23 protein-coding genes are annotated in these 14447 nt (G+C 69.4%); 2 read left to right on the plus strand and 21 right to left on the minus strand.

Translation table 11 applies throughout. The features are described from left to right. Positions 1–59: 59 nt before the first annotated feature. From C503_RS39830 to C503_RS48890, 18 genes are all read right to left on the minus strand, one after another. Positions 60–344, minus strand: a complete 285-nt coding sequence (locus C503_RS39830) for a hypothetical protein (RefSeq protein WP_018683664.1) — start codon at positions 342–344, stop codon at positions 60–62. 152 nt (positions 345–496) lie between these two features. Then, the gene (locus C503_RS43405) at positions 497–1000 is read right to left on the minus strand and encodes a hypothetical protein (RefSeq protein ID WP_156893300.1); all 504 of its coding nucleotides are present in this window, start codon (positions 998–1000) and stop codon (positions 497–499) included. 27 nt (positions 1001–1027) lie between these two features. Continuing rightward, a complete protein-coding gene (locus C503_RS39840; protein ID WP_018683666.1) occupies positions 1028–1303 on the minus strand; it encodes a hypothetical protein in 276 nt (91 codons plus the stop codon). A gap of 78 nt (positions 1304–1381) precedes the next feature. Continuing rightward, positions 1382–1645, minus strand: coding sequence for a hypothetical protein (locus tag C503_RS0118270; protein ID WP_018683667.1), 264 nt, complete (start codon positions 1643–1645; stop codon positions 1382–1384). A gap of 37 nt (positions 1646–1682) precedes the next feature. Then, a complete protein-coding gene (locus C503_RS0118275; protein ID WP_018683668.1) occupies positions 1683–2453 on the minus strand; it encodes a PP2C family protein-serine/threonine phosphatase in 771 nt (256 codons plus the stop codon). A gap of 295 nt (positions 2454–2748) precedes the next feature. Then, the gene (locus C503_RS43410) at positions 2749–5001 is read right to left on the minus strand and encodes a DMT family transporter (RefSeq protein ID WP_018683669.1); all 2253 of its coding nucleotides are present in this window, start codon (positions 4999–5001) and stop codon (positions 2749–2751) included. After that, entirely contained in the window at positions 4998–6137 is a 1140-nt protein-coding gene (locus C503_RS0118285; protein WP_018683670.1) for a hypothetical protein, read from the minus strand. Before C503_RS0118285 ends, C503_RS43410 begins: the two co-directional genes overlap by 4 nt. After that, entirely contained in the window at positions 6134–6388 is a 255-nt protein-coding gene (locus tag C503_RS39850) for a hypothetical protein (protein WP_156893301.1), read from the minus strand. The genes C503_RS0118285 and C503_RS39850 overlap by 4 nt, the downstream gene beginning before the upstream one ends. A 5-nt stretch (positions 6389–6393) precedes the next feature. Then, entirely contained in the window at positions 6394–6570 is a 177-nt protein-coding gene (locus C503_RS46815; RefSeq protein WP_018683672.1) for a hypothetical protein, read from the minus strand. Beyond that, on the minus strand, positions 6567–6710 hold the full coding sequence (locus tag C503_RS46040) for a hypothetical protein (RefSeq protein ID WP_018683673.1): 144 nt from the start codon (positions 6708–6710) through the stop codon (positions 6567–6569). Before C503_RS46040 ends, C503_RS46815 begins: the two co-directional genes overlap by 4 nt. Then, on the minus strand, positions 6707–7087 hold the full coding sequence (locus C503_RS39855) for a WDGH domain-containing protein (RefSeq protein WP_018683674.1): 381 nt from the start codon (positions 7085–7087) through the stop codon (positions 6707–6709). Before C503_RS39855 ends, C503_RS46040 begins: the two co-directional genes overlap by 4 nt. After that, complete coding sequence (locus tag C503_RS0118310) at positions 7084–7470, minus strand: hypothetical protein (RefSeq protein ID WP_156893302.1); 387 nt, start codon at positions 7468–7470, stop codon at positions 7084–7086. The genes C503_RS39855 and C503_RS0118310 overlap by 4 nt, the downstream gene beginning before the upstream one ends. Before the next feature lie 92 nt (positions 7471–7562). Beyond that, positions 7563–7991, minus strand: coding sequence for an NUDIX domain-containing protein (locus C503_RS0118315; protein ID WP_018683676.1), 429 nt, complete (start codon positions 7989–7991; stop codon positions 7563–7565). A 60-nt stretch (positions 7992–8051) separates the two neighbouring features. Continuing rightward, positions 8052–8246 carry a hypothetical protein gene (locus C503_RS0118320; RefSeq protein ID WP_156893304.1) on the minus strand — a complete coding sequence of 65 codons (195 nt, stop codon included), beginning with the start codon at positions 8244–8246 and terminating at the stop codon, positions 8052–8054. Between the two features lie 175 nt (positions 8247–8421). Then, positions 8422–8661, minus strand: coding sequence for a hypothetical protein (locus C503_RS0118325; RefSeq protein WP_018683678.1), 240 nt, complete (start codon positions 8659–8661; stop codon positions 8422–8424). A gap of 56 nt (positions 8662–8717) precedes the next feature. Next, positions 8718–9152: an RRQRL motif-containing zinc-binding protein gene (locus tag C503_RS47325; RefSeq protein ID WP_018683679.1), complete on the minus strand. Its 435-nt coding sequence runs from the start codon at positions 9150–9152 to the stop codon at positions 8718–8720. Continuing rightward, positions 9152–9592 carry a DUF3307 domain-containing protein gene (locus tag C503_RS0118335; protein ID WP_018683680.1) on the minus strand — a complete coding sequence of 147 codons (441 nt, stop codon included), beginning with the start codon at positions 9590–9592 and terminating at the stop codon, positions 9152–9154. Before C503_RS0118335 ends, C503_RS47325 begins: the two co-directional genes overlap by 1 nt. Continuing rightward, on the minus strand, positions 9589–9807 hold the full coding sequence (locus C503_RS48890; protein WP_169514553.1) for a WhiB family transcriptional regulator: 219 nt from the start codon (positions 9805–9807) through the stop codon (positions 9589–9591). The genes C503_RS0118335 and C503_RS48890 overlap by 4 nt, the downstream gene beginning before the upstream one ends. A 551-nt stretch (positions 9808–10358) precedes the next feature. Between C503_RS48890 and C503_RS0118345 the strand changes: the two genes are divergently transcribed. Together C503_RS0118345 and C503_RS44695 are read left to right on the plus strand one after the other, a co-directional pair. Then, positions 10359–11153, plus strand: a complete 795-nt coding sequence (locus C503_RS0118345) for a GntR family transcriptional regulator (RefSeq protein ID WP_018683682.1) — start codon at positions 10359–10361, stop codon at positions 11151–11153. Next, complete coding sequence (locus tag C503_RS44695) at positions 11150–12055, plus strand: NAD(P)-dependent oxidoreductase (RefSeq protein ID WP_245572514.1); 906 nt, start codon at positions 11150–11152, stop codon at positions 12053–12055. Before C503_RS0118345 ends, C503_RS44695 begins: the two co-directional genes overlap by 4 nt. A 1023-nt stretch (positions 12056–13078) precedes the next feature. Here C503_RS44695 and C503_RS0118355 read toward each other — a convergent pair. The 3 genes from C503_RS0118355 to C503_RS0118360 all read right to left on the minus strand — a co-directional run bounded on the left by C503_RS0118355 (position 13079) and on the right by C503_RS0118360 (position 14304). After that, complete coding sequence (locus C503_RS0118355) at positions 13079–13363, minus strand: hypothetical protein (RefSeq protein WP_026316444.1); 285 nt, start codon at positions 13361–13363, stop codon at positions 13079–13081. A 74-nt stretch (positions 13364–13437) separates the two neighbouring features. Beyond that, the gene (locus C503_RS44700; protein WP_084477189.1) at positions 13438–13863 is read right to left on the minus strand and encodes a TIGR03668 family PPOX class F420-dependent oxidoreductase; all 426 of its coding nucleotides are present in this window, start codon (positions 13861–13863) and stop codon (positions 13438–13440) included. Positions 13864–13974: 111 nt separating this feature from the next. Further along, positions 13975–14304, minus strand: coding sequence for a hypothetical protein (locus C503_RS0118360; RefSeq protein ID WP_018683685.1), 330 nt, complete (start codon positions 14302–14304; stop codon positions 13975–13977). Positions 14305–14447: the final 143 nt, after the last annotated feature.

The raw sequence follows: 14447 nt of genomic DNA on the forward strand, positions 1-14447 counted from the left end.
GACGGTGAGTAGGAGCGGCGCGGGGCGGGTCCACACGCGGAGGACCCGCCCCGCGGCCATCAGGTGTGGTTGTGGTGGTTCCAGGTGATGAGGTGGTTGTCCTCGTTGCCGATGCGGATCGCGGCGGCCCGCGCGGCCGGGGTGAGCGCTTTCCGGTTGGACTCGGGAACCAGATGGATCTTGCGTTCCCGCAGCATCCGCACCAGGTGCCGGTCCTGCGCGGCCCGGGACGTCCCGGCCAGCGCCGGGCGCAGGTCGACCAGCCCGACCCAGCCCCCACGGCGCGGTGCCAGCGCTTCGATCGCGGCTCGCACGGCCTTGTCCCAGCGGGTGTCCACCGACATGGTGTCCTCCTGTTCGTTGGCTGGTGGGAGGTGTCCGCGTGAGGAGCCCGCCGCGGGGCCCCTCACGCGGACACGCGGGGGCTAGTTCACGCGGCGGCCGTTGACACGGATCTCGCCGTGGACGATGCCGAGCTGCTGCCCGCCCCCGGCGGTCACGGCCTGGTCATCAGCGCGACGGGTGTGCCGCCGATGGTGGCCTGGTGCACGGCCGTGATGACGGCGCGTTCGTAGGCGACGGTCAGGTTCTTGGCGTTGTGCTGGGCCTCCGGGAGCCTGCCCAGGGCACCGGCGCCTTCCATGTCGTAAGTCGCCCGTACGGCCTTCTCGGCGGCATCGGTCACCGCCGGGATGAGGCAGCGCACCCACAGGTGCGGCCCGGTGACCGCGTCACGGGTGGTCTCCGACGCGCCCCGCCACCGTTGCTCGCCGTCCGCGTCGCCCTGTTCCCGCGCGTCCTCCAAGTACCACATGGCATTGCGGTGCGCGTCCAACGCCGTGAGCAGGTCCACGGCGGCAGCGAGGGCGTCCTTGGCCTGTTCCCGGGCGAACCCCAGCCCGGCTTGTTCGGCTTCCTGCCGGGCCCGCCACACGGTGGTGATCACCGACCCGGCCAACGCGCTGATCGCGGCCAGACAAGCGGAGAGCACAACAGTCATGATCATCACTCCCAGGGTTCGGTGTGTTCAGCGGATCCGGATGAGGTGGTTGTCCTCGTTGCCGATCCAGACCGCCGCGTCCCGCGCGGCCCGGGTGAGAGCCTTCTGGTTGGACTCCGGGGCCAGCACGACCTTGCCCTCGTGCGACATGCGCCGCAGGTGCCGGTCCTGCGCCTCACGGGTCGTGCCCACCAGGCGCGGGTGGAAGCGCAGCTCGCACAAGCCCACCCACGCTCCCTTCCGAGACTGCAACTCGGTGATCGCGTCCTGAACGGCCTTGTCCCATCGGGTGTCCACCGACATGGTGTCCTCCTGTTCGTTGGCTGGTGAGGGTTTCCGCGTGAGGGGCCCGTGTCGGCCCCTCACGCGGACATGGCGGGGCTAGTCGACGCGGCGACCGTCGACGTAGCGGCGGACCTTGCCGGTGACGTGCCCGAACTGGGACTGGTGGTCGAACCCGGCGGGCATGGGCTGGGCGGTGGGCTGGCCGTTGATGGGTGCGTCCGGGCTTCGACCACGCGAGGACCGGGAGCGGTCGTTGACGATGGTCACGTCACCGTCGACGACCTCGACCTGCTTGCCGACCCGGGCGTTGCCGCTGACCGAGTTGTGGACACGCACGGACTTCTTGTCGTTGGCGTTCATCACGATGTCCTTCCGTTGTGGTGCGAGATGAGACAGGTCAGGCGGTTGGGGGGATGGCGAGAACGGCGACGGTGACGTTGTCGCCGCCCTCGGGGTCGCGCATCAGCGCACTGTCGAGCAGGGCGTCGGCGATCAGCCCGGGGTCGGTGTGGAAGTCGTCCACCAACGCGGCCATCAGGTCGGCCGGGAGTTGTTTGTGGACGCCGTCGCTGGTGATGATCACCAGCTCGGGGTTCTCCTCCCGCACGATGGTGGAAGACACGGTGCCGACGGTGGCGCGGCCGAGAGTGCCGAGCAGGTAGTGGTCCATGACCTCGATCGGGGCCGCCAGGGCCTGTTCCAGCGTGGCGCGCTCGTCGTCGGTGAGGCCCGGGTTGGTCAGCATGTGGCGCATGTACGCGCCGGCGGTGTGCTCGACGGTCCACCGCCGCAACCCGCGCCGCGAGTCCCACAGCCACACCGCGACGTCACCGATGTGCGCGATCTCCAGGCGCCCTTGCGGGTCCAGCGACACCACCGCCGCGACCGCGTCCGGCGCACCGGGGTAGTCGGGCAGGGTGTCGGCGGCGGCCAGCAGCCCGACCAACGCGCCGCGGTGGCAGCCCACCGCGACCGCGGCACTGGCAGCCAGCAACGCGGCGTCACAGGTTTCCAGGCTGCTGCCGATCCCGTCGACCACAGCCACGGCCGTCCCGACCGGGGTGGAGCGCACATCGATGGCGTCGGCGTTGATCTGCCTGCCTCCGGCGTGGCTCGCGGTGGCGGTGGTGACGCTCCACGGGTTCATGCTGATGTCCCAGGGGTTCATCCGACTCCCTCTCGATAGTCACTGTGTGTAATGAGTGGTGAGTAAGGCGGTCGCCTGGGTCGCCGGGTGCGCCGACCGGCCGCGCGGGTGCGCGGGACGCGGTCGGGTGGGGCGCCCAGGGCGTGTTCCGGGTGGTTTCGGCCGGGGTGGCGGGAGGGGGTCCCGTGGGTCCCGTGCGCGGTGTCTGCGCTGTTCGGGGCGCGGGACCCGATCGTGGGACCCGGTGTGGGACTAGTCCCGTGCCGGGGGCGGGCTCCCGTGTCGGGTCCCGCGCGCCCGGCGGGGTGTGCCGGGGCTATCCGGTGGTGTCGGTGTCGTCGTCGGGCAGTTCGCCGTTGTCACGGCGTGTGATGGCCGTGTGGACGTCGTCGGCGCGGATGAACTTGTTGCTGCTCTTGATGACGCGGATGTGCCAGCGGCGCAGTTCCTCGGCGAGTCGCTCGGCGTTCCAGCTCTCGTAGACGGTGGGGTCGTCCTCGATGAGGCGGGCGAGGATGACGGTGGTGCGTACGCGGGGTTCGTCGCGCAGGGCGCGGTCGATGTCGGCCAGGTGGTCGACCGGCGTGGCGGGTTCGCTGTCGGTGTCGGTGGTGGCGGGGGTGCGGCCGTGGCGGGCCATGATCTGCATGGCGCGGTCGACGACGCGGTAGGCGTCCTGTGTGGACACGTAGTGGGTGCGGACGATGATGAACGCCTGGCCTGCGGGGATGTCCTCGACCTCGCCGGTGGCCACGACGGTTCCGGCGTCCGCGCCGGGCCGCAGGTCCTGCGGGCGCGCGCCCCGGTCCACGGCGTCGGCGAGGATCATGCGGGCGGTGGGTTCGTTGGGGACGTTGAGCGAGCAGCGCACGTGCGCGCCTTCGCGGACGCGGACGGGCAGGGTGCGGTCGTCGGGGCGTTGGGTGGCCTGAATCAGGTGGATGTTGACCGCGCGGGCCTGGTCGTGCAGGCGTTTGGCGGTCTTGGCCGCGCGGGCGTCGTTCTTGGTGCCGCCGATGGGGTGCTCGGCGCCGTAGAGGACCTGGCATTCGTCCACGATCAGGTAGATCGGGTGGAAGCCGGAGCCTTTGCGGCGGGAGAGTTCCCGGGTGATCGCTCCGACGATGTTCTGTTCGGATTTGGCCTGGTAGCGGCGTTCCATCTCCGCCACGCCCCATTCCAGCATCGCGCAGGTGGCCTCGGCGTCCTCCTGTGTGGACCCCTCGATGTAGGTGGCGACGCGCGGGGTGAACATCTTCCAGTCGCCGTCGCCTTTGAGGTCGGCGATGCGCAGCTCCACCGTGGGATCCAGGGCCAGGCCCAGGGCCAGCAGCCGTACCGTGGTGGTCTTGCCCTGTTTGGAGGTGGCCCCGTACAGGTGGTGTTTTTGCAGCATGCCCATGGCCACCTGTTCCTGGCGCATGGTCACCCCGAAGGGCACCCGGTCGCGGAAGACGTCGACCTGCCCGTCCTCCAGCAGCGGCCAGGGCGGGGCGGGCCGGTCCATGGTGCCCTTGTCGGCGATCCACAGGTCCAGCACGCGGGCGTCGGCGTCGGGGTCGCGCTGGGGCCAGGTCTCGTGCTTGTGCCGCCCGAGGTTGCCGGCCAGCAGCTCGACTTTCCGGGAGTCGAGCAACTCCGCCGCGATCACCCCCAGCGGGAGCCTGATCTGGGTGTAGGTGCCCCCGCCCTGCTCGCGGGGCTGAATCAGGTACTCCAGTTTCCCGCCCTGCTTGAGGAACCCGGTCAAGGCGACGATCTTGACGTGCGCGAGCGCCCGGGTGATCAGGTCTTCGGTGATCTCGGAGTCCATCTCCGCCCGTTCGGTGCGCGAGACCAGCCAGCGCGGTGCCGGCGCGGCCCGGCGGCCTTCCCGCCACGCCGCGACCAGCAGCGCGGGCAGCCCGCCCCACACGATCAGGTGCATCGCGATGGTGGCCAGCACACCGAGCACCCCGGCGACATCGCCCAGCAGCGTCCACCAGTCCGCCCAGCCCCACCCGCCGGGGGTGAGCTGGATGGCCACACCGCACAGCAGCAGCACCCCGGCCAGCACCGTCACCGCGACCAGCAACGCCCGCAGACCCGCCCACAGAGTGGCGGGCAGGCCCCGCACCCGCTGCGCCCGGCCGTTCTTGAGCGCGTCCAGCCGTTCGGTCCACTCCGCCAGCGCCACCGAGTCCCCCGCCGCGCGGGCCAGCCGGACCTGCTCCCGCACGTGCCCGTGGGTCAGGGCCTGCCCGGCCCGGCGGGCCCAGGACAGATGCCCCTGCGCCACCGTCCACCCCGCCCGCGCCGCCACCCGCGCGCCCCGGGCCGCCTGACCCGACGCCGGGTGCGCGCGCACCACCCGCACCAGCTCCCCCGCCCGACCGCGCACCGACTGCGCGGCCAGACGACGGTCCAGTGCGGCGGACTCCTCGGCCGTGAGCACCTCACCGACCAGGGCCCCGTCCGGCTCCAGCTCCCCACCCACGGCGGGGCCGGTCGCGGGGCCGGTGTCGGTGGCGTGGCGCAGGGGCAGGTGCACCACGTTGGTGTCGTCGGGGTCGGGCAGGCGGGGGGTCATCGCGTGCCGTCGCTTCCGGTCGCGCCCCGCCCGGCCGGGTCGGTCACCATGTCACGCAGTTCGCGGGCGTACTCGCTGCCGCACCGCAGGTGCGCGCGGATGGCGCTGGCCGACGCGGTCGGCGGCAGGTCCCCGGCGGCGATCGCCGCCCGCAGGCGGGGCAGCAACGCCGCCGCCCGCGCGGACAATCGTCCCTGAACGATCGGGGCGTCGGGGGCGTGGGCGGCCCCCGCCGAGGCCCGCTGCGCCGCCCCGGCCGGGAGGGCCTCGCCCGCGGTGTCGGTGCGCTCGTCGGTCGGGTCCGCCGCCCCCGACCGGGCCGGGTCGGTGGGGGTGTCGCCGCCGTGATCCAGGCGGGCGAAACCGTCCCAGATGATCGGCATCACGGTGACCGCGCCGACCGCGACCAGCGGCCCGATCGCGTGCGCCAACAACGCCATCGGCGCGAACACCTCGGCCGCCCAGGGCAGGTAGGGCCAGACGTTGAGCGTCAACGTCACCCCCAACGCCCCCGCCTCGACCGCGCTCAGGTGCCGGTGGCGCAGCGTGTGCCCGCGCGTGGTCAGGAACGCCTTCGCCGCGACCACCACCAGCAACACGGCCGAGAGGACCGGCTCCACCGCCCACGCCCCCCACCAGGCCGCGCCCCGGTCGGACATGTCCATCGTGAGGGTGTGGTGCACGCCGGTGGTCGACCACCCCAACGCCCCCACCAACGCCACCAGCGCGACCACGGTGAGCACCAGCCGCACCCGCGCGGCCTGCCACGCCCGCGCCATCGGGTCCCGGCCCAACGCGTGCAGCCGCGCGGCCTCACGGGACCGCTTGAGCGCCCGCCGCACCCGCCCGGTGTCCACCAGCAGCGGCGCGGTGTCGCCCTGCAACGCCAGCAGGGCGTGCGCCTCGGCCACCTCGGCGGACAACCGCCGCACCCGCCCGGTCCGCCCCACCGACGACCCGACAGCGACGGAACGGCCCTGGTCGCTTCCGTCACCGGTGTCCTGGTCGTCGTGCTCGACAGGCTGGACCCGGGGAGGGGGCGTGGGGGCGGCCGCGGCCACATAGCGCTCCACCTCGGCCACCGCGTCGGCGAACGGGTCGGACTCGTCCGGGCCGGGCACGGCCAGCGCGCTCATCGCCGCACCTCCCGCGCACGGCCCGCGACCACCACCGGCGACACCCGCCGCACCAGGTCGCTGCGTGACAGGGCGTAGGCGGTGATCAACGCCGGCAACGCCAACACCGCCACCTGCACAGACGGATCCGGCCCGGCGGCCAGGAACAGCCACTGCACACCCGCGATCACCGCGCCCACCGCGAGCACCCGCCACACGTACATCAACACCAGCGCCGCGGCCATGACCAGCAACACCAACACGACCTGCATCACCCTCACCGTCCCTTCCGCGCGTTCTTCTTCGCCTTCTTGGCCGCGATGCAGCCGGGGCAGGTCGGCGAGGCCAGGGTGTAGCGGGCCTCGACCTTGGGGATGACCCACCCGCACAAGGTGTGCACGTCCCCGTTCCACACACTGCGGCGTCCACTGTGGACTTCGTACTTGCCGCTCATCGGGCGCCCTCCCCCACGTTTCCGCACTGACCGGCGGTGTGCGTGCCGACCATGCGGGCACAGCGGCACTCGCACAGCGCCTCGTCCTGCTCGATCACCACGGCCGGGACCCGGGCCGCGACGATGGGGTGCCGGGTCATCGCGGGCCCCCGGCCGATCCGGCACCGGCGGTGTCGACACAGCCATCGGCGAACCCGTCGAGGTAGGCGGAGAACAACGCGCCTTCCTCGTGCAGGTCCAGACGCGCGATCTCGCGGTGGATCCGCTCGTGCCTGGTGGCGGCGTCGTGCCCGTCCCACTCGCGTGCCCGACGCGGCAGCCACCCGAACAGGTCCATGTCGTCGCGGTGCACGTGCCAGGACAACTGGCCGGTGATGGTGTCGATCACCACCACCATGGCCACCTCCGGCGCGGGCGGGGCCGGGTCGGTCTCGATGTGCGCGGGATACATCGCCGCCAGCAACGCCACCACGTGCGCACGATCCCGGTACAGCTCACGGATGCTCGCGTCGTTCACGCCGCACCCCCGACCCGGGTGTGGCCGGTGAGCACCTGGGCCAGCCGCGCCAGCTGCATGGTCCGGTGCGAGGTCGAGGCACCACCAGGAACGTCGGGCACCCGGGTGAACACGGAGAACTCGACGCCCTCGACGGTCTTGGTGACCATGACCGCCACCTCACCGCCGGCGGTCGCCCACACCTGGACGGCGGCGCAGCCCAGCGCCGCCGCCCACACCGGCAACGCCGCCGGGTGCACCGAGACCATGACACTGCGACGGCCGACGCTGACGTGCTCGGCGACCAGCTGGTGCGCGCCGATCAACCGGACGGCGGCGGTCATCGTGTTGGCGCTGCCCGAGAGCATCGCGAGAGTACTGTCATGCGTGGGGGTGGATACCATGGTGACTCCTCCACTGGAGTTGGTTGGTGGGGGTTGCGAGGCCCGGCCCGGCGGACTTCTTTGGCGGGATGGACCGCCGGGCCGGGGCAGCGTCAGGTCAGGTTGAGCAGCAGGACCGCGTCGGTGAGGATGCGGTCGTGGTCGAACGCCAGCGTCGACCGCGCGAGGGTGTCGAGCTCCACCCACCGGGCGGCGCGGGCGTCGTCGGCGGCCCTCGGCATGGGCAGCGTGTCCATGAGCGCGGCATAGGCGTGGCTGACGTAGTCGCCACGCGGGTCCCGGCCCCACTTGTCGTAGACGCCGACCTCGACCACCCGGCGCGGCATGATCACCCCGGTCTCCTCCCGCAGCTCCCGCGCCACGGCCTTGCGCGGAGACTCCCCCGGGTTCAGCTTCCCGCCCGGCAACGCCCACCGGCCCCGGTACGGGCTCTTCCCGCGCTGGATCAGCAACACCCGCCAACGGCCCTCGGCGTGGCCGAACAGGACCGCGTCAGCGGTGACGATCTTGCTGGTGTTCAACGACTCTCTCTCCCTTGGTTTGTCGAATGGTCCATGTCCTGTCACCTCATGCCGGGTGACCTAGTCCGCCAGCACCCACGCCGCGCACACCGGGTCGCCACAGGTCTCCGTGCCCCGAAACCGCTTGCGCTGACACGGCCTGCCGTACGGCCGCGCCGTGCAACGAGTGCCGTCGACACGCTCCTGTCGCTGCTTGCCGCGCTCGGCCACCGCCGCCGGGCTCACCGCGCGCAGCGTGGACTTCAAAATCCCCATCGTCACTTCCCCTTCCTCGTCCGCTTGCCCTTGCCGTCGTTGCACTCCGGGCACGACACCCGCCGCTGCGGGCCGCCCCCGAAACCCGCCCAGAGCCCGACACCACCGCAGGTGACGCACAACCCACGCGCCCGCAACACCGACGGACTCTCATTGCTGTTCCGGCTGTTCTCCGTCACGGCCTGAGCCGCTTCCGATTCCGACCCGACACAGCGCCGACGTCGGTCTTGTCGGCCCGCGTGGCGTGCGCGGTGACGATCTTCTGCGGGACCTCCAGCTCCCCATAGGTGCGGATCGCGCCCGGGGCGCGCGCCGGGTAGGTCCTGCCGCTGAACGTGATCCCCAACTGCCCCACCACCGCCATCACCGCCTCGACCTCCGCCGCCGGGCCGATCAAGCGCACTTCCACCGACATGGTGTCCTCCTGTTGTTTGGATGATGCGAACCGCCACGGACCGCGGCGGCACACGGTCAGGCGACCGCCGGGTCCCGCGTGGACTCGGCGGTGGCCAGCCAGCAGGGCGTGCACTGCCGGGTCTCCAACGGCACGACATAGCCCGCGTCCCGACCGCAGGTCCGGCACAGCCGCCGCGCGAGGTTCGCCTTCGCGATCGCGGTGTGCTGCGCCGGGGTCGCCGGCCTGTGCGGCGCGGCCCGGGACACCAGGAACAACTCCGCGAACACCTGCTTGCACGCCCGGCGGCACCGGAAGTACAGATAGGCCACCGGCTCCTGCCCGGCCGGCCGCTTCCCCATCCCCCGCAACTGCCGCCGCGTCGCCAACACCCCACGCGGCGCGATGCCCCACGACAACAACGGCAGGCCCTGATGCGTGCCCCGCGTGTACTCCTGCGACTGCGACCAGGGGACCGTGGCCAGCACCCACGGATACCGACGCGTGCCCATCACGCCACCGCCGTCACCAGAGCGGCCACCAGCAACCACAGCTGGTGCCAGGACTGGTCCAGGATGTAGCCGCCACCCAACGGGCCACCCAACCGCGCGAACGCGCCCTTCCCGGCCACGCGCGCCAGCCAGGACAGCGTGAACCGGCGATCCGCCCAATAGTGCGTCACAGCCGAGATGGCCTGACCGGCCACGAACCCCACCGGTGTCACCGGCAGGCCCAGCAGCCACCACAACACCGCCACCGTGCCCGCCGTGACCACCGTGTACGAGGCGACATGCCCCACGCACGCCATCCGGCCAGAACGGTCCCGACGGCCCTTGGCCACCGCCTGGTGATCGGTCTGCGCCCAGTGATCACCCACCTGATGCGCCACCAACAACGCAGGCAACAACACAGCGAACGTCACCGCGGACGGGCCCACCACCGTGCCGGTCACCGCCGCGCCCCGTCCGACCTGCGCGACAGACGACGCTGCCGCGCGGTCTGCCCACCCCACACACCATCGGCCTGCCCGGTAGACCGCGCGTACGCCCCGCACTCCACACGAACCTCACACCGCCCACACACCTGCCGCGCCGGGGCCGCCCGCACCCCACCCCGCTCCGGGTGAAACGCGTCCGGATCCGTCTGCGCACACAACGCCGAATCCATCCACCGCGTCGCGTCCACCGTGCTCACGCCGCCACCCCCGACCACCTCGGGCACGTCGGGGCGTGACCACCAGCCCACTCACAAAACGGACACGACCTCGCCGCCACGGCCGCGGCCCGGGACAACGCCCGACCCCACCGACGCCGCGCCCGACGCATCGCGTCATCCCGATCGACAAACACCGGCGGCACGGTCACAACCGGCACAACATGCCGCCTGACCTGCCACAACAGCCTGTTCACGACGGCCTCCGTGACGCCGTCAGGGTAGTGACTGGGGTAGCTCACTTCGCACCTCGATCCGGTCTCCTGCACCACCATCTTCTTGTGGCGACCAGCCGAAGCTAACAGTTGCCCTGTTTCATGTCAACTGCCAGAGATGCAAGTCAACTGGCTGGCCAACATGGTGCATCCAGATGGCCGCCCACCTGCGATGATGCGCCCGTTGACCTGTTAGGTAACTGATATGATGCGCGAACCAGTGCTTCGATTGGAGATCGCATGGCAGACGACCGACCCCGACTCTCCCGATCGGAATCGCTCCATCAGCAGGTGGCGCGCAACATCCGCAACGACATCGAGGCGGGGCGCCTGCGAGATGGGCAACCGCTGCCGTCGACCAGGGAATTGGCCGCGCAGTGGGGGGTAAGCGTCTTCACGATCGACTCGGCGATGAAGATCTTGATCGCGGACGGCTTGGTAGAGAGCAAGCCGCGGGCAGGGAGGGTCGTCACCGCCCCGGCCCAGCGAAACGAGGTTCGAACCAACCGGCCGGTCGTACTTCTCATCGGAGGCTACGCGGGCAGCGGCAAGACAGAGCTGGGCCGCATCCTGGCTCGGGAAACGGGCTGGCCCATGCTGGACAAGGACACGCTCACCCGCCCCGTGGTGGAAGCCGCCCTTGAGTTTGTCGGCTGTTCTCCCAACGACCGGGAGTCGGAGACTTATCTGCACTCGATCCGGCCGCGAGAGTACGAGGCCTTGCACAACGCGGTTACTGAAAACGTGCAGTGTGGCAACAACGCGATCGTCACGGCCCCATTCATCAAGGAACTGCGCGACGAATCATGGATCGCCAGAACCAGAGCTACCTTTGCCGCGCTCAACGCGGATCTCACGTTCGTATGGGTGCACTGCGACCTGGCGACGATGCTCACCTACGTGCGACACAGGGGAGCGGCCCGGGATGCGTCGAAACTGGACAACTGGTCCACGTACGCAGAATCGGTTGACGTCGACTTCCGCCCATCCGTCGACCACACCGTGATCGACAACAGCGCGTCGGGCGAGCCTCTACAGGCACAGGCGCATAACCTGGTCGCCACACTACTGACGGCACGTCCGTGAGCAATCTGCGCGTTCTCGTCAGCTCAGAACCAGATGATGCGGTCGGCAGGGAGTTGCTATCGCAACTCTCCGGTGTTCGTGTGATCGCATATGACCCCAATGCTGACGAGTTGAACAATGACCAAGCAGCGGCGGACGTGCTAATCCCGCCCTACCGCAGCAGCCACCGCCCGATCAAGCTGCTTGGGTACCTTTCGAACCTTCGCATGGTTCAACTGCTTTCCGCAGGAGTGGACGAATGGGCGCCGCACGTCTCCGAGGATGTGATCCTCTCCAGCGCCCGTGGCGCCCACGCAGGGCCAGTCTCCGAGTGGATTCTGTCCGCGATCCTCACCCAGTTCCGCCAGTGGCCTGCACTTGTCAGGTTCCAAGACGAACATGTCTGGGCACATCGCAGGTTCCATGCGGACACCCTGGCCGGAAAGCGAGTCTTGATCGTCGGAGCGGGCAGTATCGGCATGGCCTCTGCCAAACGCCTCGAAGCGTTCGATGCAACAACGACCCTCGTAGCCCGCCGAGCCCGGGACGGCATCCATGCTGCCTCTGAACTGCCGGAGTTGATCCCTGATCACAGAGTCGTTGTCATCGCCGTGCCGTTGACCCAGGAAACCAGAGGCATGGTGGACGCCCGATTCCTCGCATCGATGGACACTGGCGCCTTGCTCGTGAACGCCGGGCGCGGCCAAGTAGTGGACACCGATGCCTTGGTCACCGAACTACGTCAAAATCGGCTCACGGCCGCACTCGACGTCATGAACCCGGAACCTTTGCCCCCTGAACATGCGCTTTGGAGATGTACGAACGCCATCATCAGCCCGCATTCGGCACGAACTGTGCCAGGCACCAATGTTCTTTGCTACAAGGCGGCGGCACACTGCATTGGCGTGCATTTGATCGTGTGACGGTATCCGCTCTAACAGTGACCCCAGGGTCAGTGTCATCGACTACAGCCCAGACTGCCAGCGGTTCTCGTCCGCTACCGCGTTCCCGGCGGCGATCAGGCAGGGGACGCACATAGGGCCGCGCTGATCGAGTACGAGGTTGGCGGGGACGCTCAGGCCGCAGGCTGTCTGGCGTACGCGACCCGGTACAGGGTCGGGGGACACCCAGAGATGGACCAGTTGGTCCCGGGCGCACCACAGCGGCGTCATTGTCGTCACCCTCCGGTCGGTGATCGCTTCTTGGCGTGAGCAGTAAACGCCAGAAACGCCAGATTCGCCACTATCGCCAGTTGACCAGGGCAAACGCCAGATTCGCCAGGCAGAGTGACCGCCGTGACTGCTCGCCTGGTGTCGACCGGAGACGCGGCGCGGGAACTCGGATCCACCGGGAGACGCTGCGGGCATGGTGGCGCGCGGGCCTCGTCACCCCGGCAAGCGAGACAGCCGGTGGTCACGCCCGCTGGGACGTGGACCAACTCAAACGCGACCTTCGAGCGCTGCAACAGCGAGACGCGTGACCAGCACTAGCGGGTTGGCCGGGCACCGGTCCCAAGGGCACGGTTTGCAAACAACCCCCACTAGCCCCCCGCTCCGACCTGGCGGACAAGCCCGCCACCGACGCGGTGGACGGAAGCGACCTGGACGCCATCGTCACGGCGGCCCCGGCGGTGGTCGCGCCCGGGGTCACCGCACCCATGGACCCGGTCTCCCTCTCGGCTGCGGCTGTGTCGGTGCCCGCAGCGGTGTCGGGTGGGGGCGCGGCCGTGGTTGTCCTCGTTGCCGTTGGTGACGCGGCCATACCTCCGGGGCTCCCCTTGGAAGCCAGTCCCCAGGGGCTAGCGGGGCGTCTTGCTGTGCTGCGGGTTTGAAACCCGCAGGGCACAGCAAACCCGCACCAAACCCGCGAATCATCTCCGCAGGTCACGGCCCTAAAATCCAACTCTTGCGGGTTTACAATCCTGGCTGAAATGTTCGACTGACCATTTAGTCACCGCGCTCAATCAGTGTGGTGAGTAGCGTGACGACGTGTTCCTGCCCTGCCGCCATCCCGTCAACCTTGCCGCGCAGTGCGGCCATGCCGTCGTTGAACTGGGTGCGGAGATCGTGCAGGTCTTCGCGCATCGCGTTGAGGGTGCCGACGGTGGCCTGTCGGAAGTCGCGGATCTCGTCACGGATCTCCGCGACGTCGCGGTCGGCTCCCCCGGCCAGTACCCGGGCCGCACGCAACTGGTTGGCGATCCGCCGGAACATATATACGTGACCCGCCATTGCCGCCCCGCTTCCTCTTGGGTATGCAACCAGTCTACTCCATGTTAACGCCAGTGCAGACTTAAGCCGCCAATCTACCTTCCGTCGTAGGCCCACCCTGACCACCTGTCGACCGCAACCAATACAAGCGGACCGACAGGCGGCCTTTCCTGATACTGATTGTACTTTTCAACCAAGCACGAAAGATGCTGCCGCCCTTCATGCAAGTCTTCCATGATTCGCGCCTTACCGTCAGCGCGAACCCACCAGAGTTGAGACCAATCCGAGTCCACGTATTCGTCTACCAGCAAAGAAGCGCGATCGTTCTCGACGATGTTGCGCAGCCGCTTCAGGTTAGTCGTTTTCTTGGGTTTGTGGTCTATCGCGAAGACGATAGTGTCCTCATGTACAGCGAAGGTCACGGGTACCAAGTGTGGGATTCCTGCGGCATCTGCGGTCCCCAACCTAGCGACTCGGGCCGCCGCGAACCGCTGACGGTAGCCATCATCCTGCTCACCCATGTGTGCACCCTGCCATCCCGACTCCTTACTGCCCATCCCAGGCGCGCTGGTAGATCAGTCGGAATCCGAGTGGGCCGAGATGGCGCACTACCCGCGCGACTGCGGCACCGACTAGTCGTCACGCTCAATCAACGTGGTGAGCAGCGTGACGACGTGTTCCTGCCCTGCCGTCATCCCGTCGACCTTGCCGCGTAGAGCGGCCATGCCGTCGTTGAACTGGGTGCGGAGGTCGTGCAGGTCTTCGCGCATCGCGTTGAGGGTGCCGACGGTGGCCTGTCGGAAGTCTCGGATCTCATCGCGGATCTCCGCGACGTCGCGGTCGGCTCCCCCGGCCAGTACCCGGGCCGCGGCCGCGTCGTGTTCGCTGGCCCGTACCCGCTCGTCCAGGGCGGCGAGACGTTCCTCCAGTGCGGCCACACGCGGTTCCAGGTCATCCGCCACGAGTTGACCGTACCGCAACAGGTGACGGCTGAGCGGGATACGACAGGCGAGGCTGGGACGGCACCGGGGCTCGGAACGGCACCACCCCGCCTCGACCACCCACCGTGACCACCACCAGGCCATGTCCCGAAACGACCCCCCTG

Source organism: Actinokineospora enzanensis DSM 44649 (assembly GCF_000374445.1).
In the GTDB taxonomy this organism is placed as follows: domain Bacteria; phylum Actinomycetota; class Actinomycetes; order Mycobacteriales; family Pseudonocardiaceae; genus Actinokineospora; species Actinokineospora enzanensis.